The sequence below is a fragment of the Xanthobacter aminoxidans genome, assembly GCF_023571765.1.
GTDB classification, from domain to species: Bacteria; Pseudomonadota; Alphaproteobacteria; order Rhizobiales; family Xanthobacteraceae; genus Xanthobacter; species Xanthobacter aminoxidans.
On the sequence record NZ_JAMJXC010000015.1, the window covers coordinates 64,672 to 86,763 of the forward strand.

Annotated in this window: 21 protein-coding genes; 11 read left to right on the plus strand and 10 right to left on the minus strand. The window is 68.8% G+C overall.

Annotated elements, in window-relative coordinates:
* The first annotated feature begins 151 nt into the window (after positions 1 to 151).
* Entirely contained in the window at positions 152 to 1,492 is a 1,341-nt protein-coding gene (locus EJ105_RS20135; protein ID WP_029556437.1) for an ActS/PrrB/RegB family redox-sensitive histidine kinase, read from the plus strand.
* An 80-nt stretch (positions 1,493 to 1,572) separates the two neighbouring features.
* A complete protein-coding gene (locus tag EJ105_RS20140) occupies positions 1,573 to 2,121 on the plus strand; it encodes an ActR/PrrA/RegA family redox response regulator transcription factor (protein ID WP_024281303.1) in 549 nt (182 codons plus the stop codon).
* A gap of 33 nt (positions 2,122 to 2,154) precedes the next feature.
* Here EJ105_RS20140 and EJ105_RS20145 read toward each other — a convergent pair whose 3' ends face one another.
* On the minus strand, positions 2,155 to 3,048 hold the full coding sequence (locus EJ105_RS20145; protein WP_250167744.1) for a DMT family transporter: 894 nt from the start codon (positions 3,046 to 3,048) through the stop codon (positions 2,155 to 2,157).
* A gap of 132 nt (positions 3,049 to 3,180) precedes the next feature.
* Between EJ105_RS20145 and EJ105_RS20150 the strand changes: the two genes are divergently transcribed.
* Entirely contained in the window at positions 3,181 to 3,891 is a 711-nt protein-coding gene (locus tag EJ105_RS20150) for an ArsR/SmtB family transcription factor (protein ID WP_029556438.1), read from the plus strand.
* Positions 3,892 to 3,916: 25 nt separating this feature from the next.
* On the opposite strand, the gene EJ105_RS20155 is transcribed toward EJ105_RS20150, so the two are convergent.
* The gene (locus EJ105_RS20155) at positions 3,917 to 4,393 is read right to left on the minus strand and encodes an MmcB family DNA repair protein (RefSeq protein WP_029556439.1); all 477 of its coding nucleotides are present in this window, start codon (positions 4,391 to 4,393) and stop codon (positions 3,917 to 3,919) included.
* A gap of 7 nt (positions 4,394 to 4,400) precedes the next feature.
* Positions 4,401 to 5,273: a YihY/virulence factor BrkB family protein gene (locus tag EJ105_RS20160; RefSeq protein WP_029556440.1), complete on the minus strand. Its 873-nt coding sequence runs from the start codon at positions 5,271 to 5,273 to the stop codon at positions 4,401 to 4,403.
* Between the two features lie 157 nt (positions 5,274 to 5,430).
* Here EJ105_RS20160 and EJ105_RS20165 point away from each other — a divergent pair, with 157 nt between their 5' ends.
* The 3 genes from EJ105_RS20165 (at position 5,431) to EJ105_RS20175 (ending at position 8,986) form a co-directional block, all read left to right on the plus strand.
* The gene (locus EJ105_RS20165) at positions 5,431 to 6,633 is read left to right on the plus strand and encodes an FUSC family protein (RefSeq protein WP_250167745.1); all 1,203 of its coding nucleotides are present in this window, start codon (positions 5,431 to 5,433) and stop codon (positions 6,631 to 6,633) included.
* 204 nt (positions 6,634 to 6,837) lie between these two features.
* Complete coding sequence (locus EJ105_RS20170) at positions 6,838 to 8,529, plus strand: acyl-CoA dehydrogenase family protein (RefSeq protein WP_250167746.1); 1,692 nt, start codon at positions 6,838 to 6,840, stop codon at positions 8,527 to 8,529.
* A gap of 22 nt (positions 8,530 to 8,551) precedes the next feature.
* Positions 8,552 to 8,986, plus strand: coding sequence for a GNAT family N-acetyltransferase (locus EJ105_RS20175; protein ID WP_284145563.1), 435 nt, complete (start codon positions 8,552 to 8,554; stop codon positions 8,984 to 8,986).
* A 6-nt stretch (positions 8,987 to 8,992) separates the two neighbouring features.
* Here the strand turns inward: EJ105_RS20175 and EJ105_RS20180 are convergent, their stop codons facing one another.
* Positions 8,993 to 9,829, minus strand: coding sequence for an SDR family oxidoreductase (locus tag EJ105_RS20180; RefSeq protein ID WP_250167748.1), 837 nt, complete (start codon positions 9,827 to 9,829; stop codon positions 8,993 to 8,995).
* A gap of 230 nt (positions 9,830 to 10,059) precedes the next feature.
* On the opposite strand from EJ105_RS20180, the gene EJ105_RS20185 reads away from it, so the two are divergent.
* Complete coding sequence (locus EJ105_RS20185; protein WP_250167790.1) at positions 10,060 to 10,392, plus strand: winged helix-turn-helix transcriptional regulator; 333 nt, start codon at positions 10,060 to 10,062, stop codon at positions 10,390 to 10,392.
* Between the two features lie 16 nt (positions 10,393 to 10,408).
* On the opposite strand, the gene EJ105_RS20190 is transcribed toward EJ105_RS20185, so the two are convergent.
* Both EJ105_RS20190 and EJ105_RS20195 read right to left on the minus strand, forming a co-directional pair.
* A complete protein-coding gene (locus EJ105_RS20190) occupies positions 10,409 to 10,642 on the minus strand; it encodes a helix-turn-helix domain-containing protein (RefSeq protein ID WP_250167749.1) in 234 nt (77 codons plus the stop codon).
* Between the two features lie 22 nt (positions 10,643 to 10,664).
* Entirely contained in the window at positions 10,665 to 11,219 is a 555-nt protein-coding gene (locus EJ105_RS20195) for a DUF2975 domain-containing protein (RefSeq protein WP_250167750.1), read from the minus strand.
* Between the two features lie 72 nt (positions 11,220 to 11,291).
* On the opposite strand from EJ105_RS20195, the gene EJ105_RS20200 reads away from it, so the two are divergent.
* A complete protein-coding gene (locus EJ105_RS20200; RefSeq protein WP_250167751.1) occupies positions 11,292 to 11,918 on the plus strand; it encodes a hypothetical protein in 627 nt (208 codons plus the stop codon).
* A gap of 42 nt (positions 11,919 to 11,960) precedes the next feature.
* Here EJ105_RS20200 and EJ105_RS20205 read toward each other — a convergent pair whose 3' ends face one another.
* The 3 genes from EJ105_RS20205 to EJ105_RS20215 form a co-directional block, all read right to left on the minus strand.
* The gene (locus EJ105_RS20205; protein WP_250167752.1) at positions 11,961 to 12,470 is read right to left on the minus strand and encodes a prolyl-tRNA synthetase associated domain-containing protein; all 510 of its coding nucleotides are present in this window, start codon (positions 12,468 to 12,470) and stop codon (positions 11,961 to 11,963) included.
* 140 nt (positions 12,471 to 12,610) lie between these two features.
* Positions 12,611 to 12,883, minus strand: coding sequence for a hypothetical protein (locus tag EJ105_RS20210; RefSeq protein WP_024281289.1), 273 nt, complete (start codon positions 12,881 to 12,883; stop codon positions 12,611 to 12,613).
* Positions 12,884 to 12,920: 37 nt separating this feature from the next.
* Entirely contained in the window at positions 12,921 to 13,283 is a 363-nt protein-coding gene (locus tag EJ105_RS20215; RefSeq protein ID WP_250167753.1) for a hypothetical protein, read from the minus strand.
* Positions 13,284 to 13,384: 101 nt separating this feature from the next.
* On the opposite strand from EJ105_RS20215, the gene EJ105_RS20220 reads away from it, so the two are divergent.
* The 3 genes from EJ105_RS20220 to otnK all read left to right on the plus strand — a co-directional run bounded on the left by EJ105_RS20220 (position 13,385) and on the right by otnK (position 18,751).
* Complete coding sequence (locus tag EJ105_RS20220; RefSeq protein ID WP_250167754.1) at positions 13,385 to 14,335, plus strand: hypothetical protein; 951 nt, start codon at positions 13,385 to 13,387, stop codon at positions 14,333 to 14,335.
* Positions 14,336 to 14,439: 104 nt separating this feature from the next.
* The gene (gene ppc / locus EJ105_RS20225; protein WP_250167755.1) at positions 14,440 to 17,220 is read left to right on the plus strand and encodes a phosphoenolpyruvate carboxylase; all 2,781 of its coding nucleotides are present in this window, start codon (positions 14,440 to 14,442) and stop codon (positions 17,218 to 17,220) included.
* A gap of 238 nt (positions 17,221 to 17,458) precedes the next feature.
* Positions 17,459 to 18,751 carry a 3-oxo-tetronate kinase gene (gene otnK, locus EJ105_RS20230; protein WP_250167756.1) on the plus strand — a complete coding sequence of 431 codons (1,293 nt, stop codon included), beginning with the start codon at positions 17,459 to 17,461 and terminating at the stop codon, positions 18,749 to 18,751.
* A 60-nt stretch (positions 18,752 to 18,811) separates the two neighbouring features.
* On the opposite strand, the gene EJ105_RS20235 is transcribed toward otnK, so the two are convergent.
* Entirely contained in the window at positions 18,812 to 22,021 is a 3,210-nt protein-coding gene (locus tag EJ105_RS20235; protein ID WP_250167757.1) for an efflux RND transporter permease subunit, read from the minus strand.
* Positions 22,022 to 22,092: the final 71 nt, after the last annotated feature.

A 22,092-nucleotide genomic window follows, 5' to 3' on the forward strand; every position in this document is an offset into this window, starting at 1 on the left:
GCACGTTGACGCAAGCGTGAGCCGACTTCCAAGGTTGGTCAATGCCGACAAAAGACATAGGCCGCTATTGTTCCGCTGCTATGGCAGTAGGGTCACTATTCCCTTTCGTGAGGCTCGCTTCCACACATCGGGACACCGGAATCGCTACTCCATGACCACCGCCTTTGTAACGCCGCCCCATGGCAGATCGTTCGGCCTGCGCCTCGACACCCTGATTCGCCTGCGCTGGCTGGCGATTTCCGGCCAAATTGCGGCGCTGGTCGTGGTCAATCTCGGCCTCGGCTTCCCCTTGCCGCTGACGTCCTGCCTCGCGGTGGTCGGCCTCTCGGCGCTGGTGAACGTGCTCCTGCGGGTCAAGTATCCCGTCGCCCGCCGGCTTGGCGACGCTGCGGCAGGTCCGCTGCTCGCCTATGACGTGCTCCAGCTTACGGCGTTGCTGTACCTCACCGGCGGGCTGAAGAACCCATTCGTGCTGCTTTATCTCGCTCCGGTGATGATCTCCGCCACCGCGCTCGCCTGGAGCACGACGGTGATGCTCGGCATTCTCGCGGTGGCCTGCGCCGGCTCCGTGGGCCTGTGGACCCGGCCGCTGCCGTGGGCCGGTCCTGATGTGCCGGTGCTGCCGGATCTCTATCTCGCTGGTATCTGGGTGTCCCTGTCGGTGGCAGTGGGGTTCATCGGCATGCATGCGTGGCGGGTGGCGGAGGAGGCGCGGGAGCTGGCCGATGCGTTGGCTGCCACAGAGCTGGTCTTGGCCCGCGAGCAGCACCTCACGGCCATCGATGGTCTGGCCGCCGCGGCTGCCCACGAATTGGGCACGCCACTCTCCACCATCGCCCTGGTGGTGAAGGAGATGCACCGCTCCATCGGCGACAACAGCCCCTACAGCGAGGACGTGGCGCTGCTGCGCGATCAGGTGGCGCGCTGTCGCGACATCCTGCAGACGCTGACCTCGCTCAGGTCGGGCGACGCGCCGTTCGACCGCATGCCGCTGGCTCTGCTGCTGGAGGAAGTGGTGGAGCCGCACCGCAATTTTGGCATCACCATCGCGGTCTCGGTGAAGGATGATCCCGACGCCCCGGTCATCGCCCGCAATCCGGGCCTGCTCTACGGCCTCGGCAATCTCGTGGAGAATGCGGTCGACTTCGCCGCGACACGCGTGGACATCAGCGCCCAATGGACCCCGTCGGGCCTCGACATCGTTGTCGCCGACGACGGGCCGGGCTTCTCGCCGGAGATTTCCGGGCGCATCGGCCAGCCTTACGTCACCTCCCGCGCCCGCGAGCGGCAGGATGCGGACCTCGAGGCGGAAAGCGGTCTGGGTCTCGGCTTCTTCATCGCCAAGACGCTGCTGGAGCGCACCGGGGCCAACCTGACGTTTGAAAACCGCATCCCGCCGGCCACCGGCGCGGTCATCGGCATCCACTGGCCGCGCAAGGCGCTGGCGATCGAGGTGGATGGGGACGCGACAAAGGGACGCGCATTGGATTAATCTACGGGCGTATCGGCGTAAAAGCCCCGGAGCTCGTGCTTGTTTGCCGGCATTGCCGATGAGGGATTGAGGAAGACGCGATGAACGAGATGCCTGAGGTGGGGGACGACCGGTCGGTTCTGATCGTCGACGATGATCGGTCCTTCCTCCAGCGCCTCGCGCGGGCCATGGAGGCCCGCGGCTTCGAGGTGGCCACCGCCGAGACGGTGGCGGACGGCCTCGCCCGCGTCGAAACCTCGGCCCCCGCTTATGCGGTGGTGGACATGCGGCTCGGCGACGGCACCGGTCTCGACGTCATCTCCGCACTCAAGAAGCACCGCCCCGGTGCCCGCGCCATCGTCCTCACCGGCTACGGCAACATCGCCACAGCCGTTACGGCCGTGAAGCTCGGTGCCGTGGACTATCTCGCCAAGCCCGCCGATGCGGACGATGTGGTGGCGGCGCTGCTCGCCAATGCCGATCACAAGCCGACCCCGCCCGAGAACCCCATGTCGGCGGACCGGGTGCGCTGGGAACACATCCAGCGGGTGTATGAATTGTGCGGCCGCAACGTCTCCGAGACCGCCCGCCGCCTCTCCATGCACCGCCGCACCCTGCAGCGAATTCTGGCCAAAAGGGCGCCGCGCTAGCGGAGCCCGCTCGGCAAGAGCGGGTCTTTGCCGTCACGCCGTCTTGCGCGTCGGCCACGTCATGGCGACGACACCCGCAACGACGCAGGCGAGGCCGATCCAGGCGTCCGGTGCCAGCGTCTCGCCAAGGCACAGGACGCCGATCGCCACGCCGATGGGCACCCTGAGATAGGCCTGCGCCGTGGTGCCGATGGAGCCGAGCGTCCGCACCAGCCGGAAATAGATGACGAACGCGAGCGCGGTCGAGAAGACCGACAGCAGCCCCAGCGCGACGAGGGAGCCGGCGCTCGGTGCCAGCGTCCAGGGCCGGTCCACCGCGATGCTGACCGGCAGGAGCACCGCCGCGCCGCAGAGCAGGGAGCCCGCCGCCGGCATCATCGGGTCGAGCCCCTTGAACGCCCTGCCGAAGATGGCGGCGCCGGCATAGCAGACCGTCGCCGCGACGATGGCGAGCTGGGCCCACACTTGCTGGCCAAATCCCTCCAGAGCCCCGAAGCCGACGATGAAGCCCGTCCCCGCAAGACCTGCCGCAACGCCGAGGAGCTTGCGGGCGGTCACGGCTTCATGCCGGGTCACGAGGGCCGTCAGCAGGAAGGCGAAGATGGGGGAGGTGGCGTTGAGGATGGTGGCGACGCCCGCGTCCACGGTCTGCTCGGCCCAGGCGATCAGGGTGAACGGCACGACGCTGTTCAGCCCGGCCTGGAACAGGAAGCGCGCCCAGGTGGCCCGATCCTGCGGCAGCCGCATGCCGCGCAGCCGAAGAATGACCGCGAGGAGGGCTCCGGCGATCAGGGTCCGGGCAGCGATGAAGGTCAGCGGCGGGATGGTTTCCACCCCGACCTTGATGAAGGTGTAGGACGCACCCCAGAGCGTCGAGAGCACCAGAAGCAAAAGCAACTCGATACCGAAGCGTGTCCTGCCGGCCATTGTGATCGCGTCCCTCACTCAACATTCCACGGCCTCTCTAGCGGGGGAAAGCGCGGGCATGCTTCGGCCGGGGCCGAAGCATCCGGCGGTGACGCGGGCGGCGCGGGCGGCTAGCTTTCCGGCATGTCGAACATGGTTTCGGGAAATACCGTTGCCGAGGTCGCCCGCCTGATCGGCGACGTGGCGCGCGCCAACATCCTCTCGGCATTGATGGGCGGGCAGGCGCTGACGGCGGGCGAACTGGCGCATCACGCCGGAGTAACGCCGCAGACCACGAGCGGCCATCTGGCGCGCCTCGCCGAAGCGGAATTGGTCAAGGTGGAGAAGCAGGGGCGCCACCGCTACTACCGCCTCGCCTCGGCGGATGTGGCGCAGGCGCTCCACGCTTTGATGACCGTCGCGGCGGGTGGGCCGAAGCGCCATCGTCCCATCGGTCCCAGAGATGCCGCGCTGCGGCTTGCCCGCACCTGCTACGACCACATGGCCGGCCGCCTTGCCGTGGCCCTCGCCGACGGCCTCCGCGCCAACGGCCACGTGATCCTCACCGACGGTGCCGGACTGGTAACGGATACGGGCCGCCGCCTCCTCTGTGATTTCGGCGTCGCGCTCGACGACGGGGCCAAGGGCCGGCGGCCGCTCTGCCGCACCTGCCTCGACTGGAGCGAGCGCCGGCCCCATCTCGCCGGCCGTCTGGGCGCGGCGCTGCTGGATCGGGCGCTGGATCTTGGATGGGTGCACCGCGCGACGGACAGCCGCGCGCTGCGCCTGTCTCCGGCTGGGGAACGCGGCTTCTCCAGCGCCTTCGGCCTCCCGCCCGGCTGGCGCGACGCACCAGCGGCGTGACCCATCGGTGGCGTGACTGCAATCCCTACATGTCCGCGCGCAGCAGGTCCGGGTCGTAGAGCACAGCGAGCCGCGTCGCGGCGGCGCGGGCGAAACGCAGGGTCAGCGCCTTGCGTGTCGCGGCCGGCAAAGGATGGAGCGGCGCAGGCCTGAGGCATTCGGCGCCGAAGGCGTCGGCGACGAACAGGCCGGTTTCCTCGGGCAGAATCTCGACGGGGAAGTCCATCGGCACCGCGAACATCAGCCGGTCGCAGAAATCCCGGTATTCGTGCCATTTGGCATCGGTGCGGAAGTCGATCACCGACGACTTGATCTCGATGATGGTGATCTCGCCCTTCGGCCCCATGGCGAGGATGTCGGCCCGCCTTCCGCTCACCAGCGAGAATTCCGGCAGCCCGGCCATGCCGGCCAGCGCCAGATGGCGCAGCACCCCGCGCTGGACCGCCCTTGCGGTCTCCGACTGGCGGCCGTCCGGCCGCGGCTCGGGCAGGAGCGCGCGCATGGCGGCCTCAGGACAGCGCCTTCATCGCCTCGGGCTCCTCGATGGAGGAGGGGGGCGAGAAGGCGCGCTTGATGGCGGCGTTGAGTTCGCCGCCGAACACGAAGATGGAAGCGGTGAGGTAGAGGAAGACCAGCGCGATCATCACCGAGGCGAGGCCGGCATAGGTGGTGACATAGTTGGCCGGGAATTCCGCCAGATAGAAGCCGAAGGCGGTGGCGGCGACCAGCCACATGACGAGCGTCACCAGAATGCCGGGGGCGACCTCGGCGAGCTTGCGCCGTCCCGCCGGCAGCCACAGGTGCGCCACCAGCAGGGACACCACCAGAATGATGGAGGTGGCCCCGAAGCGCAGCAGGGTGATGACGCGGGAAAAGGGCGCCAGCGCAGGCACCTGCGCCACCGCCGTCTGCCACAGCAGCGGCCCCAGCACCACGAGGAAGGAGAGGGCCAGCATGGCGGCGGAGGCGATCAGCACGTAGCCGATGGATTCCAGCCGGAGCCAGTACCAGGCGCGCATCTCCTTCATGCCATAGGCGCGGTTGAGGCCGATGCGCAGGCTTTCGATGCCATTGGAGGAGAAATAGAGGGCGAGGACGACGCCATAGGTGAGCACATCGGTGCGCACCTGGTTCACCACGTTGTAGATTTCGCGGGAGATGGGCCCGGCCACCTGCTCCGGCCAGGTCTCCAGGATGAGCTGGATGGTCTCCTGCGCCAGCGGGCGCAGGTCTAGGAAGCCGGCCAGCGCGGTGACGAAGATGAGGAACGGGAACAGGGACATGAGCGCGGACAAGGCGATATGGCTGGCGATCGCCCAGCCGTCGTCGGCGGAGAACGTCCAGAACGCATCCAGAACGATATGGTAGATGCGCCGCAGCATGTGGTCTCCCGTTTCAAGTCAAATCGGGCTTTCCGGCCGGAATGGCAAGCGCCGGCCGTGCCCGTCCACCGTCCGGCTGGTGGCGGCCGGCCCCTTCGGCTAGACAGCGAGGACACGGCGCCATCTGATCCGGCGTCCGGACCCGCCGAGATTTCCCATGCCGCGCCAGCCCAATTCCCCGGCTGAACCGCCACCGGCTGAATCCCCGGCCGCCGGGCGTTCAGAGGTCGCGCCCGAGGATGCAACGCCGGAAGCCGCATCGGGCGTTCCCACGTTGCGGGATCGGCTGGGCAAGGTCATTGCCCTCGCCCACCTCAAGCTCGCGCTTCGGGCCACCATCGCCGGCATCGTCACCTATCTTCTGGCGGAGCAGTTCTCCCTGCCCAACGGCTATTGGGCGGTACTGACCGCGGTGCTGGTGGTGCAGGCGACCTTGGGTGCCAGCCTGTCGGTGGCCATCGACCGGGCGCTGGGAACGCTGGCGGGCGGCGTCGTCGGCGTCGCGGGGGCGATGGTGGCCGGACCCTCCCAGATCCAGACGCTGGTGGTGCTGTCGCTGGCGCTGTTCATCGCTGCGGCCATGGCCGCCCGCTCACCCAGCTTCAAGTTGGCGCCGGTGACGGTCATCATCGTCATGCTGGCCCATCCGGGCGATGTCGCGCCATGGCTTGCGGGGCTGACGCGGGTGGCGGAGATCACGCTCGGCGGGGCGGTGGGCCTCCTGTGCGCCATTCTCATCCTGCCCGAGCGGGCGCTGGGGAAGCTGTTTCCCCACTGCGCCAAGGCGCTGCGGCTGACCGCGCGGCTGCTGGAGCTCGGACGCGGCGGCCTGCTGGGGCAGGGGATCGATCCATCGGTCATCGACCGGCTCAACGCCGGCGCGCGTCTCGCCTTGCGCGCGGCCGACCTGCGCCTCGTGGAGGTGCGGGCGGAGCAGGCCGGCCGCCTGACCACCCAGACCGATCCCGCGCCTGTCGTGCGCGGTGCCCGGCGGCTGTGGCATTCCGCCATCATCCTGCTGCGCAACGCCGACCGGCCCTTGGACGAGCCCGTCGCCGGCCTCGTCTCTGCGGCCCTCACGGCCGCGACGACGACGCTCTCCGCCCAGATGTCAGCCATCGCCGACCGGCTGGACGGCCTGCCCGTTGCCGACCTTGCCACCCGTGCCGATGCGGCCAGCGCGGCCGTGGCGGCGCTGGAGGCGCGGGTGGAGGAGCTGAATACCCAGGGCGCCTTCGGTGCGGTGGGCTCGGAGACGCTGACGGCCCTGTTCTCGGCGGTCTCGGCCTGCGTCCACATGCGGGAGAACCTCGAGGAGCTCGCCGCCCGCCTCGCCGAGGTGCAAAGCGAGACGCCCTGACGACCGGCTCCCGCTCGGTCCCCTCACGGCGAAAGTCGGATCGACCGCGGCGGCGGATGCCGTATCAAGGCGCATGCGCCGCACCATTTGCGGTGCGGTGTCTGATCCGGGCCGATCCCGGCTTTCGTAATCAGGCGTTGCCTTGGCCCGGTTCCGGGGCAAGGATAGGTCAATTGCGCAATGCACAATCAAAGGGGAGAGTTCATGTCCGCCAGCGCCGCCGTTCAGTCCGTGCCCACCGGGGAATTCGACGCCGTGGCGCTCGGGCGTGTCGCGACCGACAGCCTGGAGAAGCTGCTGGCCGAGGCGACCTCCCTGGTGAAGGCCAAGGTGACGGACGGCGGGCGCATCTCTTCCGCCCTGCTGGAGAAGGAGCAGCGCGCCACCCACGGCCTCGCGTGGCTCGCGACCTACGTCTTCTCCGTGCGCGAGCTGGTGCACTATGCCGACCGTCTGACCGAGATGGGCAAGTTCGGCGACACCGAGAAGCTGATCGTGCAGATCGGCCTCGGCGAGTATGTCGCGCAGATCCTCGGCGGCATTCCCATGAGCCAGGGCGAAATCGTCCGGCTCCCCGATCTCTATGTCTCCGGCGCGACCATTGCGGCGCTGGCCGCAGAGCCGGCCATCGCGGCGCTGGTGGAGAACGGCAACACGGCGGCCAGCCGCGCCGCGCTCGCCGACATCATCCGCGACGCGCATCTCGCCGGCACCATCGGCGAGGCGGGCCTCGACGAGACCACGGAGGCGATGCGCACCGAGATGCACCGCTTCGTGGAGGCGGAAGTCGCCCCCCACGCCCACGAGTGGCACCTGAAGAACGAGTACATCCCGCTGGAGATCATCTCCCAGCTCTCCGAGATGGGCGTGTTCGGCCTCACCATTCCGGAAGAGTTCGGCGGCCTCGGCCTGCCGAAGGAGGCCATGTGCGTCGTCACCGAGGAATTGTCGCGCGGCTATATCGGCGTCGGCTCGCTCGGCACCCGCTCGGAGATCGCGGCGGAGCTGATCCTCGCCGGCGGCACGGATGAGCAGAAGGGCCACTTCCTGCCCAAGATCGCCTCGGGCGAGATCCTGCCCACGGCGGTGTTCACCGAGCCCAACACCGGCTCGGACCTTGCCTCCCTGCGCACCCGCGCGGTGAAGGAGGGAGACGTCTACAAGGTCAACGGCAACAAGACCTGGATCACCCATCCGGTCCGCGCCGACATCATGACCCTCTTGGTGCGCACCAATCCGGCCGAGCCCGGCTACAAGGGCCTCTCCATCCTGCTGGCGGAGAAGCCGCGCGGCTCCGACGAGAACCCGTTCCCGGCCGAGGGCATGACCGGCGGCGAGATCGAGGTGCTCGGCTATCGCGGCATGAAGGAATACGAGATCGGCTTCGACGGCTTCACCGTGCCGGCGAAGAACCTGCTCGGCGGCGAGGAGGGGCAGGGCTTCAAGCAGCTCATGACCACTTTCGAGAGCGCCCGCATCCAGACCGCCGCCCGCGCCGTGGGCGTGGCCCAGGCGGCCATGGAGGTGGGCCTGAAATATGCGCAGGAGCGCATCCAGTTCGGCAAGTCGCTCATCAACTTCCCCCGCGTCGCCGACAAGATCGTGATGATGGCGGTGGAGACCATGATCGCCCGCCAGATCACCTACTTCGCCGCTCGCGCCAAGGACGAGGGGCGCCGCACGGATCTCGAGGCCGGCATGTCCAAGCTGCTCGGCGCGCGCGTCGCCTGGGCGGCGGCGGACAACGCTCTGCAGATCCACGGCGGCAATGGCTTCGCGCTGGAATATCCGGTGTCGCGCATCCTGTGCGACGCGCGCATCCTCAACATCTTCGAGGGCGCGGCGGAGATCCAGGCGCAGGTCATCGCCCGCCGCCTCTTGGACGGCGGCAACTGAGCGGCCGGGCACGGATGTGGCCCTGCTGATCGCCGACGCCCAGCCGCAGGACGAGGCCGCATGGCGTCGCCTGTGGGCGGGCTACAACGCCTTTTACGAGACCGAGGTGGGGGCGGACATCACCGCCCGCACCTGGGCGCGCATCCTCGATCCCTCGGTGCCGATCATCGGGCGCATCGCACGGCGCGGCGGCGAGCCGGCCGGCTTCTCCAACAGCGTCCTGCACGAGGGCACCTGGGTCGCCAACCCCGTCTGCTATCTGGAAGACCTGTTCGTGGATCCCGCCTGCCGCGGTGGCGGTATCGGCCGGGCGCTGATCGCGGATCTCGTCCGCATGGGCAAGGAGAGGGGCTGGTCCAGCCTCTACTGGCACACGCGGCAGGATAATCCTGCCCGCCGGCTCTACGACAGCTTCGTCGCGGCGGACGATTTCGTCCGCTACCGCATGGACCTGTGACGCGGCTCAGGCGAGCCGCGCGGCATTGTCCTGCGCATAGGTCGCGAGCGAACGCGGCGCATGGCCGGTCAGGGTCTCCACGTCGCCGGTAATGCGCGCCGTCCAGCCCTCGCGGACGGGGTGGAAGAGCGAGGCGAGGAAGCCCGCATAGGGTTCCGGCACGCCCGCGCCCGTAAGGATGCCGACGAAGGCATCATCGCTCACCGGCGTGTAGGCGATGGGCTTGCCCGTCACCGGCGCGAGGATGGCCGCCGCCTCGCCATAGCTCAGCGCCTCGGGTCCGGTGAGGTTGAAGGCGCGCCCATCGAAGCGATCCGTGGTCAGGGCGGCCGCCGCGCTTTCGGCGATGTCGCGGGCGTCGATGAAGCTCGTCTTGCCCTCGGCCGCGGGAACGGCGATCACGCCGTGGTCGATGCCGGCCTTCCAGAAGGTGTGGAAATTGTCCGCGAACCAGTTCGGCCGCAGGATCACGAACGGCGTGCCCGAGCGCTCCAGAACCAATTCCACCTGCCGGTAGGGGATGGCGTCGTCCGCATCGACGCCGAGGGCCGTCATCAGCACCACCTTCACCTTGCGGGCGGCCGCGGCCTCGATCACGGGCAGGAGGCGCCCGGTGATGTCGAGGGAGCCGGTGGGCGCCAGCAGGAAGAGCCGGTCCACGCCGGCGAAGGCTGTGGCGAAGGTGGAGGGATCGTCCATGTCGAGCGCCACGCCCTGCGCACCGCCCACGGCCTTGCCCGCGCGGGAGGCCGCCTTCACCTGTTCGCCCTTCGCCAGAAGGGCCTGCACCAGCGGTTGGCCCACGTTGCCGTTGGCCGCGAAAAACAGAATCTGACCCGACATGATCGCTCTCCTGCTCGCCGGCGCACGGTGGCGCGGGCGTCCAAGGATAGGTTTCCATTGGAAACTAGCTTCCGATCGGATACATACTCCTGGTCGAGCGAGCCCAAAAGAGAGCACCTTGAACTCACATGGTCACTTCCGGGAAACCGCAGAACGCGCCTGAGCGGGACGCCGAGAGCTGCCGTCTCCCCTGGCCCTTCGATGTCTATGAGGCGCAATGCCCGACGCGCATGGTGCTGGACCGCATCGCCGACAAATGGGCGGTGCTGATCCTCGACCGGCTGCGCGACGGCCCCGTGCGGTTCAATCACCTCAGGCGGGACATCAAGGGCATCTCGCAGAAGGTGCTGTCGCAGACGCTGAAGAAGCTGGAGCGCGACGGGCTCCTCTCGCGGGCGGTCTTCCCCACGGTGCCGGTCACTGTGGAATATGCGCTCACCCCCCTCGGCCGGACGCTGACCGACGCGGTGGCGGCCATCGCCCACTGGGCCGAGCGCAACATGGAGGCGGTGCTGGCGGCGCAGGCCGCCTATGACGCCCGGGCGGGGGGCGAGCCGGGCTGACCGGTGAGGCGGGGCGCTAGTCCGCCGCCTCGTCCGCGTCCTCTTTCCCCGGCACATATTCCAGAATGTCGCCGGGTTGGCAGCCGAGGGTTTCGCAGATGCGGGCGAGCGTGTCGAAGCGCACGCCGCGCACCTTGCCGGACTTGAGCAATGAGACGTTCTGCTCGGTGATGCCGATGCGCTCGGCAAGCTCGCGCGAACGCATCTTGCGGCGCGCCAGCATCACGTCGAGATTGACGATGATGGGCATGGTGCTCCCATAGCCTCCCCGCTCAGACGAAGCTCGCGTTTTCTTCGGCGATGCGCGCCGCCTCGCGCATGACCGCCCCCACCCCGATGACGAGCAGGCCGACGATCACCGCCACCACGTCGTGGCTGGAAATCGAGACGGCGATGGCGCGCGCGCCCGGCGGGTTGTTGAGGGTGAGGGCGATGCTTAGTGCGACCCCGACGAAGGGGGCGATCAGGCCCTGGAGCGCCACCGCCGCGCCGAAGCGCTCCAGCCGCACCGCCAGCAAGGCGGAGATGAGTTCGCCGCGGCCGAAATCGCGGAAGATCTGGCGCACCTGAAGCAGGCCATAGGCGAGGATGCCGAGCGGGATCGCGGAAATCGCGAGGCCTGCGGCGAGGCTCGCGCCATCGAGGGCGATGGGATGCCCGGCGAGGCCGATGCGCGGGACGATCACCCGTTCCACCAGCCCCGGCGACAGCCAGATGCCGAGGCCGGATGCCACCAGCAGCAGGAGGATCACGAGGGTTGCGACCGAAAGGGCGCGCCCGAGGCGCACGACGCGATGGAGTTTGGGGTCGAGGGGCGGAGGGGACATCAGTAGCCTTTCCTTGACGCATTCATTTTTTATCGTAAAACAGTAATTATTCAACCCAAAATGAGAGATCGGATGCGTTTCTTTCTCGCCCATGCCTGGCCCTTGCGGGCGCTCGCCTTGCTGGTGCTTGTTCTGTCGGTTGGCGCCTGCTCCCATGTGCCCATCAGCTCCCTGCCGCAGCTTGCCACCCTCGATCTCGAAACGGCGGACCTGACCGTCCTGCGCGCGGCCGTGCGCGCGCCCAAGGAGATCGTGGCGGTGCCCGGCGGGGCGTTCGTGGTCATGTCCTACTGGCGCCAGGGTGATGAGGCCCGCAAGACGACCGTCCAGGCGTTGCTGGAGGTGGAGACGGACCCGAAGGCCCTCGCGGCGCTCAAGGAGGAGGAGCGCGCGGGCATGCGCATCACCCTGTTCCGCCTCACCGAAGAGGGCCGGCGCAAGCTGGAGGCGGCGCGCAGCGAGGCGCTGGCGCTGAAATCGGACGAGCTGGCGAAGGGGCGGCGCGCCAGCGGATCGCTCGCGGTGTCGGCGGAGGGATGCGTGCGCAGCGCGCTGCCGGCCGGGCCGCTGCTGCTCAGCACCTATCTCAGGCTGAAGCCGGGGGGCAATTTCGTGACGTTGATCCAGGACATCGATCTGCGAACGCTGCTGGCCCAGGCCGGCTCCGACGAGAGCGCCATGAAACCCTGCGCCAATTGAAGCCGTGCGCCAATTGAAGTCCTGCGCCAACTGAGCGGGGCTTTAGGCCTCGCCGGCCGGCGGAATCTCCACTTCCATCGCCTCGTGGCCGGTCAGGCGGAAGAAGGCGCGCAGGGCGTCCGGCGTGAGCACGGTGGTGCGGGCGTTGGTGAGCGGGTGGCAGCCCACGAGGTCGGCGCGCATGAGCGCTGCGTCGATGGCGAAGCGGACCCGGCCTTCGGTATCGTTGGCGAGCGCAAGCACGCTCACCGAGCCGGGCAGGATGCCGAGATGCTCCATGAGCGCCTCGGGCGAGGCGAAGGAGAGCGAGCCCTTGGCCCCCAGCGGGTCGCGCAGGGCCTTGAGGTTCACCGGGGTATCCTCGGCGAGCGTCAGCAGGAAATAGGTCTTCTTCCCGTCGCGCAGGAACAGGTTCTTGGTGTGGGCGCCGGGAATGTCGCCGCGCAGCGCCTGCGATTCGGCCACCGTGTGGACGGGCGGATGCTCGTAGGTGGTGCCGGAAATGTCGTTCTGCGCGAGGAAGGCGAGAAGGGTGTCGGGCGTGTGGGGCATGGGCCGGTCGGTCTTGGCGGGGAGACGCCAGCCTTAGACCCGCGCGGCAGCTTCAGGCAAGCGCTCCGGGAACAACACGCCGCCCGCCTGGAAGGCAGGAAAAGGCCGCCGGCTCGCCTGGAGCCGACGGCCGGTCTGGTTCAGCGCAGCTGGGTGAGGCAGGCGCCGGCGGCCTCGGCGGCGGGGCGGGCGTTGCTCATGGAGAGGGCGCCGGACTGCACCAGGGCCTTGGTCTTCTCGGTCACGAGCGCACGGGGATCGGCAGCGCCGGCAAAGCCGGGCGCGGCGGCGGCATAGACGGCCTTGGCGTCGGGGCCGAGGCCGGCGGCGCACTGGTCGGCCGCGGCCTTGTCGGCGAGCGCGGGGGCGGCGCAGGCGAGGGTCAGGGCAGCGGCGCAGAGCAGGGACTTCATGGGATGTTGCCTCCAGTGAATTTCAGGACGCACGCGATCAGCGCACGCCGACGCGGTTGACCGGGCCGCCGGCATTCACGCCGACTCCGGGCGCAACACCGACACCGGGCGCACCGACGCCGACGCCGGGGGTGACGCCGACGCCGGGGGTGACGCCGACGCCGGGGGCTCCGGCACCCGGCACGCAGCCTGCGGGATAGCCGGGTCGGGTGCAATGAACCGCAGCGCGCGCTGCAGGGGCGGTGGGACGGGCGACGCAGCCCTTCGGAACGCCGACCGCCCTGCAATAGACCACGGCACCGGCGGGGGCGGTCGTCGCGAGGGTGACGACGGCGGCCGGCGGCAGTGCGGCGAGGGTGGCGGCGAGGAAAGCGGAACGTGTCAGCAGGCGCAGTCGCATGGCGGCCTCGGCATCCTTAACAGACACCTGTGCGTGACGCCCGGGTTGACATCGCGCCGAGGTGACTTCGGGTCAGCTAGGCGTCATCCTGTAATACCGCAATGGCGATTCTTGGCCCGACTGGCGGCGAAACGTTGCGGGACGATATGTCGGAGGCGCGGGTGCTGGGGCTGGTGGCGGTGCGGGCAGGGGCGGCCGTGGACTGGCTCGACACGGCAGGCATTGCCAAAGCGCGGGGCGCCATCATCGCCCATCCCGCCTTCCCGCGGGCGGTGGCGCAGCTTGTCGGCGAAATCAGCGCACTCTACAGCGGCAACCGGCTGCTCAACCGCGTGCTCAGTGATCGCGGCCGCAACATGTTCGGCCTCATGGTGCTCTATCTGGATGCCCTGCCGCCGGAAGAGGGGGGCGGGCTCACGGCGGCGCGGATCGTGGCCCTGTGCACCTCCACCGGCCTGTGCAGCCGGGGCCGCGCGAAGGCGATGCTCGCCCTCATGCGCTGGGGCGGCTATCTGGCGTCGGCGGCGCCGGCCGAGGATCGCCGGGTGAAGCCGCTGATGCCGCAGGAGAAGCTTGTCGCGCTCCAGCACCGGCGGTGGCGCCTCGTGTTCGAGGCCGGCAAGGCACTGGATCCGGAACTCGCCCGGCTCGCCTCCCGCCTCGCGGACGCAGCCTTCACGCGGGTTCTCGCTGTGTTGCTGGGCGAGGCCTTCCTCTCCGGCTTCCGGCCCGTTTCCGCCGCCCCGGAACTGACCGATCTGGTGGACCGCGACGGCGGCCTGATGGTGCTCCTCGCCCTCTTCACCGCCGAATCCATCGGCGAGGAGCCGCCGTCCATCGCCAATCTCTCGCGCCGCTTCCACCTGTCGCGGGCCCATGTGCTCGATCTGCTGCGGCTCAGCGAGGAGCGCGGGCTGGTGGAGCGCGGCATGCGTGGCACCGGCTGCCTTTCCCCGCTGGGGCGGGATGCGATCGAGCGCTTCTTCTCCTGCATCTTCGCCGTGATGTCCGGTGCCGCCCGCGCCGCCGAGGCCCGTCTTCACGGCGCGTGAAATCACCTTCGCCCGGAACGGCCTTTCGCTCCTGCACAATTTCCTTAAGACTAAGGTCGAAAGAGACGTGCGCCGCAGCAGCGGACGAGTCCGGGGGAAGTCGGATGACGAATTTGGCACTTTCGAGCGGCATCGCGCCGCGCGCAGAGGACGTGAAGGACCAGCCGCTGCGCGACGACATCCGGCTGCTCGGCCGCATTCTCGGTGACACCGTCCGCGACCAGGAAGGCGACGAGGTGTTCGACCTCGTGGAGCGCATCCGCCAGCTGTCCATCCGCTTCCACCGCGACGACGACCAGGCGGCCCGCGACGAACTGGGCACCCTTCTGGGGGCGCTGCCCGCCGACCGCTCCCTCGATACCATCCGCGCCTTCAGCTACTTTTCCCACCTCGCCAACATCGCCGAGGACCAGCACCACATCCGCCGCAACCGCGCCCATGCCATCGCCGGCTCGGCGCCGCGCGCGGGCAGCCTCGCCTATGCCTTCTCCCGTGCGGAGCAGATGGGGATCGGCCGCGAGGCGCTGGCGGATTTCTTCTCGGGCGCGCGCATGAGCCCGGTGCTCACCGCCCACCCCACCGAAGTGCGGCGCAAGAGCACGCTCAACCGCGAGATGGAGATCGCCGCCGAGCTCGACCGCCGCGAACGCGTCGTGCCCACCCCGCGGGAGCGGGACGAGGGCGAGGAAATCCTGCGCCGCGCGGTGCTGACCCTGTGGCAGACGGCCCTGCTCCGCCGCATCAAGCTGACCGTACTGGACGAGGTGGCGAACGGCCTCTCCTATTACGACTACACCTTCCTCACCGAAGTGCCGCGCCTCTATTGCGCCATCGAGGACCGCCTCGCCGAGGCGGGGGACGAGGTGCAGTTGCCCTCCTTCCTGCGCATCGGCAGCTGGATCGGCGGCGACCGCGACGGCAACCCCTTCGTCACCGCCGAGGTGCTGAAGGAGACCGTGCGCCTGCACCGCGACCGCATCCTCGCCCATTACGAGCAGGAGCTGGTGGCTCTCGGGGCGGAACTGTCCCTCGCCCAGCGCCTCGTAACTGTGTCCGACGCCCTGACGGAGCTCGCCTCCCGTTCTCCGGATCGCTCGCAGGAGCACCGCGAGGAGCCCTATCGCCTCGCCCTCGCCTACGTTCTGGAGCGCCTGCGCCAGACCGCCCGCAAGCTGCGCGGGGAGCCGCTGGCGACGGCCGAGGGCCTCGCGCCCTATGCCACGGCGCAGGCGTTCCGCGCCGACCTCGACGTGATCCACGACTCGCTTGTGGCGAACGGATCGAAGGTGCTGGCGCGGGGGCGGCTGCGGCTGCTGCGGCGCGCGGCGGACTGCTTCGGCTTCCATCTCGCCTGCATCGACCTCAGGCAGAACTCGGACGTGCACGAGCGCGTCGTGGCCGATCTGCTGGAGAAGGCGGCGCCCGGCACCAATTATGCGGGCCTCGACGAGGAGGCGCGCATCGCGCTGCTGCTGAAGGAGCTGGCGACGCCCCGGCCGCTCGCCTCGCCCTTCATTGCCTATTCGGACGAGACCTGTTCCGAACTCGACATCCTGCGCGAGGCGGCCGCCGCGCACCATGCGCTGGGCCGGGAGGTGATCCCCAACGCCATCATCTCCAAGGCCGAAGGCGTCTCCGATCTTCTGGAGGTGGCGCTGCTGCTGAAGGAAGTCGGCCTCGTCTCCAGCGACGGAACGGGCGGGCTCGCCAGCGCGGTGAACATCATCCCGCTGTTCGAGACCATCTCGGACCTGAAAGCCTGCGCCAAGGTGATGGACCGTGCCTTCTCGCTTCCCGCCTATCGCAAGCTGGTGGCAAGCCGCGGCGCCGAGCAGGAGGTGATGCTCGGCTATTCGGATTCCAACAAGGACGGCGGCTTCGTCACCTCCGGCTGGGAATTGTACAAGGCGGAGATCGGCCTGATCGAGGTGTTCGGCGCGCACAATGTGCGCCTGCGCCTGTTTCACGGTCGCGGCGGCTCGGTGGGACGCGGCGGCGGGCCGAGCTACGACGCCATCCTCGCCCAGCCGGGCGGGGCGGTGAACGGGCAGATCCGCATCACCGAGCAGGGCGAGATCATCGCCTCCAAATATTCCAACCCGGACGTGGGCCGGCGCAACCTCGAGATCCTCGTCTCGGCGACGCTGGAAGCCTCCCTGCTCCAGCCGCAATACAAGGCGCCGCGCACCGAATTCCTCACCGCCATGGAGGACATCTCGGACACGGCGTTCGCGGCCTATCGCAACCTCGTCTACGAGACCGAGGGCTTCGAGGACTATTTCTGGTCCTCCACCGTCATCAACGAGATCGCCACGCTGAACATCGGCTCGCGTCCGGCCTCGCGTGCCAGGACGCGCTCCATCGAGAAGCTGCGCGCCATTCCCTGGGTGTTCTCCTGGGCGCAGTGCCGGCTGATGCTGCCGGCCTGGTACGGCTTCGGCACGGCGGTGGAAGCCTTCGTGGCGCGCCGGCCGGACTATGGCCTCTCCTTCCTCAAGGCCATGCAGCACGAATGGCCCTTCTTCCGCACGCTGCTGTCCAACATGGACATGGTGCTGGCGAAAAGCTCGCTCGCCATCGCCTCGCGCTATGCCGAGCTGGTGCCGGACGTGGAGCTGCGCACCGCCATCTTCGGCCGCATCCGTGCGGAATACGAGCTGACGCTGAAGCACCTCCTCGCCATCATGGACCAGCAGAAGCTGTTGGAGGGCAATCCGCTGCTGGACCGCTCCATCCGCAACCGCTTCCCCTATCTCGATCCGCTGAACCACCTGCAGGTCGAGCTTCTGCGCCAGCACCGCGCCAGCCCCGGCGACGACAAGGTGCTGCACGGCATCCAGCTCTCCATCAACGGCATCTCGGCCGGCCTGCGCAACTCGGGCTGAGGACGGCCGCGACCTGTCCCGTTCCGGCACAGGCCGGAGCGGGCGGCGGGGACGCAGCGGGAACGGGGCGTGACCGAATCGGCCGCGGACGTATTTTCTGGGTTCGTTCTCTCTCCGACGACACTTCCCTCGGGGCGGGCTCTTCCCTGTGGCGTCGCTTGGCGCTCTAATCGAAACGATTAGGGCAGGCCCGACGAAAAGGCCCACGCCCCAACAGAAGCAGCCCAAGGGATTTCGTATGCCCCTCACTCTCGGCGTCATTGCCGACGACTACACCGGCGCCTCCGACCTCGCGAACACCCTGTCCAAGGAGGGCGTGCGCACCGTCCAGACCATCGGCGTACCCGACGCGGCGCTGGCGCTGCCCGATGCCGACGCGGTGGTCGTCTCGCTGAAAAGCCGCTCCATCCCGGCGGACGAAGCGGTGGCGCAGTCGCTGGCGGCCTATGCGTGGCTGAAGGGGCGGGGTGCGTCGCACATCCTGTTCAAGGTCTGCTCCACCTTCGATTCCACCGACGAGGGCAATATCGGCCCCGTCACCGATGCCCTGCGCCTCGCCACCGGCGCCGCCATCGTGCCGGTGACGCCAGCGTTCCCGGAGACCGGGCGCACCGTCTACATGGGCCACCTCTTCGTCGGCGACGTGCCGCTGAACGAGAGCCCGCTCAAGGATCACCCCCTCAACCCCATGACGGATTCGGACCTGAAGCGCGTGCTCGCCCGCCAGAGCGCCGGCCGGGTCGGGCTGGTGCCGCTGAAGGATGTGGCGGCGGGAGCCGATGCGGTGTCCGCCCGGCTGGAAAAGCTGGCGCTGGAGGGGCGCACGGCGGCCATCGTGGATGCGGTGTTCGACCGGGATCTGGAGGCGGTGGGCATCGCGGCGGCGGTCCTGCCGCTGTCCACCGGCGCGTCCGGCCTCGGCCTTGGACTGGCGCGGGCGCTGATCGCGGACGGGCGGGTGCTGCGGCGGGAGAGTGATGGCGCGGCGCTGGCGGCGGGCATCGGCGGATATGCAGGCGTGGTCGCGGGCAGTTGCTCGAAGGCGACGCTGGAGCAGATTGCCGTCGCCGAAGGCCAGATGCCGGTGCTGCGGCTCTCCGCCGAACGGCTCGTCACCCACCCCGAGGCGGAGGTCGCCGCCGCGCTGGAGTGGGCGAAGGCGCGCCTCGCATCCGGGCCGGTGCTGATCGCGGCGAGCGGCGCGCCGGAGCAGGTGGCCGAGGTGCAGGCCCGCTTCGGCCGTCACGCGGCGGGCGTCGCCGTCGAGCACGGCACGGCGGCCATTTCCGAGGGGCTGGTGGCGGCCGGCGTGCGCCGCCTCGTGCTGGCCGGCGGGGAGACATCGGGGGCGAGCGTGGACCGGCTGAAGATCCCCGCCTTCCTTGTCGGCCCCGAGATCGCCCCCGGCGTGCCGCTGCTGCGCACCGAAGGCCAGCCGGGCGAACCCATGGTGCTGGCGCTGAAATCCGGCAATTTCGGCGGGCCGGACTTCTTCGCGAAGGCGCTGGGGATGATGGGCGTGGGTCACTGAGCTGCGCCTCCCCTCTCCCGCAAGGGGAGAGGGAGTTTGTTCAAGTGCCTGCGGGAGGGACTACTCCCCCGGCTGAAGCGCGTGGGGCGCGTGAGGGGTGCCTGCGCTCGCGACCGTCCCGTGCCCGTGCTGGGTCAGCGGCCGGTTGCCCGCCAGCCCGCGCAGCATCACGTAGAAGACCGGCGTCAGGAAGATGCCGAACACCGTCACGCCGATCATGCCGGCGAACACCGCCGTGCCCATGGCCTGCCGCATCTCCGCGCCCGCACCGATGGAGGTGACGAGCGGCACCACGCCCATGATGAAGGCGAGGGAGGTCATCAGGATGGGCCGGAGCCTCAGCCGGCTCGCCTCGATGGCCGCCTGCACCGGCGTGCGGCCCTCGAATTCCAGCTCGCGGGCGAATTCCACGATCAGGATCGCGTTCTTCGCCGAGAGCCCCACCAGCACCACGAGGCCGATCTGGGTGAAGACATTGTTGTCCCCGCCCGCGAGCCACACGCCGGTCATGGCGGCGAAAAGGCCGGTCGGCACGATCATGATGATGGCGAGCGGCAGCATCAGGCTTTCGTATTGCGCGGCCAGCACCAGGAAGACGAGGAAGATGGCGAGCGGGAACACGAACACCGCCGAATTGCCGGCCAGGATGTCCTGGTAGGTCAGCTCGGTCCATTCGAAGGAGAAGCCCTTGGGAAGGGTCTCCTTGGCGATGCGCTCCACCGCCTGCTGCGCCTCGCCCGAGGAGAAGCCGGGGGCGGCGCCGCCGTTCACGTCGGCGGAGAGGAAGCCGTTGTAGCGCATGGCCCGCTCCGGCCCCGCCGATGAGCGCACCTTGAGCAGCGCCGAGAGCGGGATCATCTCCCCCGTCGCGGAGCGCACCTTCAGCGTGCCCACGTCTTCTGCCCGGGCGCGGAAGGGCGCGTCGGCCTGGACGCGCACCGTGTAGGTGCGGCCGAACTTGTTGAAGTCGTTCACATAGGACGAGCCGAGATAGATCTGCATGGTCTCGAACACGTCGGTGACGGCGACGTTCAGCTGGCGCGCCTTCACCCGATCGATGTCGGCGAAGAGCTGCGGCACGTTCACCTGAAAGGAGGAGAACAGGCCGGCCAGCTCCGGCGCCTGCCGCGCCGCCGTGAGAAAGGCCTTGGTCGCCTCATCGAGGGCGGCATAGCCGAGGCCGGCGCGATCCTCGATCTGGAACTTGAAGCCGCCGATGGTGCCGAGCCCCTGCACCGGCGGCGGCGGGAACATGGCGATCATCGCATCCGGGATGCCGGCGAACTTGCCGTTCAGCTTCATGGCGATGGCATTGCCGTTCAGCGACGGGTCGCGGCGTGCCTCGAATTCGTCGAGGCCGACGAAGACGATGCCGGAGTTGGACGAGTTGGTGAAGCCGTTGATGGAAAGGCCGGGGAAGGCGATGGCCGACTTCACGCCCGGCTCCTTCAGGGCGATGTCGCTCATCTTGCGGATCACCTCCTCGGTGCGGTCGAGGGTGGCGCCGTCGGGCAGCTGGGCGAAGCCCACCAGATACTGCTTGTCCTGCCCCGGCACGAAGCCCGGAGGCACCGCCTTGAACAGCACGCCGGTGAGCGCCACCAGCACGACGTAGAGGCCGAGCATCAGCACCTTCTGCCCGATCACCCGGCGCACCACGCCGCCATAGGCGCCGGAGCCGCGCACGAACGCCTTGTTGAAGCCGCGGAAGAACCAGCCGAACAGCCGGTCCATGACGCGGGTGAGCCAGTCCTTCGGCGCATCGTGACCCTTCAGCAGCAGCGCCGAGAGGGCCGGCGAGAGGGTCAGCGAGTTGACGGCCGAGATCACCGTCGAGATGGCGATGGTGAGGGCGAACTGCTTGTAGAACTGGCCCGTGAGGCCGGTGATGAAGGCGAGCGGCACGAACACCGCGATCAGCACGAGGGCGATGGCGATGATGGGGCCGGACACCTCCCGCATGGCCTTGTAGGTGGCCTCGCGCGGGGAGAGACCGCCCTCGATGTTGCGCTCCACATTCTCCACCACCACGATGGCGTCATCCACCACGATGCCGATGGCGAGCACCAGACCGAACAGCGTCAACGCATTGATGGAGAAGCCGAACACGTACATCACCGCGAACGTGCCGACGATGGAGACCGGCACCGCCAGCAGCGGGATGATGGAGGCCCGCCAGGTCTGGAGGAACACGATCACCACCAGCACCACAAGGGCGATGGCCTCCAGTAGCGTGTGGATCACCGCCTCGATGGAGGCGCGGACGAACTGGGTGGTGTCGTAGACTATGGAATAGTCCACGCCCTCGGGCATGTTCTGCTTGATCTCCTCCATCACCCGCCGCGTGTCGTCGGCGATGCGGATGGCGTTGGAGCCCGGCGCCTGGAAGATCGGCACCGCCACCGCCTGGGTGTTGTTGAGGAGTGAGCGCAGGGCATATTCCGAGGCACCCAGCTCGATGCGCGCCACGTCCTTCAGCAGCACGATCTCGCCGTTGGTGCCGCTCTTCACCACGATGTTGGCGAACTCCTCCTCATTGGCGAGGCGGCCCTGCGCGTTGATGGAGAGTTGCAGGTCGAGCCCCGGCGCGCCGGGGGAGGCGCCGACCACGCCGGCCGCCGCCTGCACGTTCTGGGCGCGAATCTCGCGCACCACGTCGGCGGCGCTAAGGCCATGCTCGGCCACCTTCTGCGGGTCGAGCCAGATGCGCATGGAATAGTCGCCGGCACCGAACAATTGCACCTGCCCCACGCCGTCGATGCGGGCGAGGCGGTCCTTCACGTTCAGCACCGCGTAGTTGCGCAGATAGGTGGTGTCGTAGCGGTTGTTGGGGGAAATGAGGTGAACCACCATGGTGAGGTCCGGCGAGGACTTCACGGTCGTCACGCCGAGGCGCCGCACCTCTTCCGGCAGGCGCGGCTCGGCCTGGGAGATGCGGTTCTGCACCAGCTGCTGCGCCTTGTCCGGGTCGGTGCCCAGCTTGAAGGTGACGGTCAGCGTCATGATGCCGTCGGTGGTGGCCTGGCTCGACATGTAGAGCATGCCCTCGACGCCGTTGATGGATTCCTCCAGCGGGGTCGAGACGGTTTCGGCGATCACCTTGGGATTGGCACCGGGATAGGTGGCGCGCACCACCACCTGCGGCGGCACCACCTCGGGATATTCCGAGATGGGCATGGCCCGCATGGCGATGAGGCCGGCAAGGAAGATGAGGACAGAGAGCACGCCGGCGAAGATCGGGCGGTCGATGAAGAATCTGGACAGGTTCATGGAACCCTCCCGCCTCGGGGCGGCTGGATGAAAGGAGCGGAACGCGGGACGCAACCGGCCGTCCCCGCAGC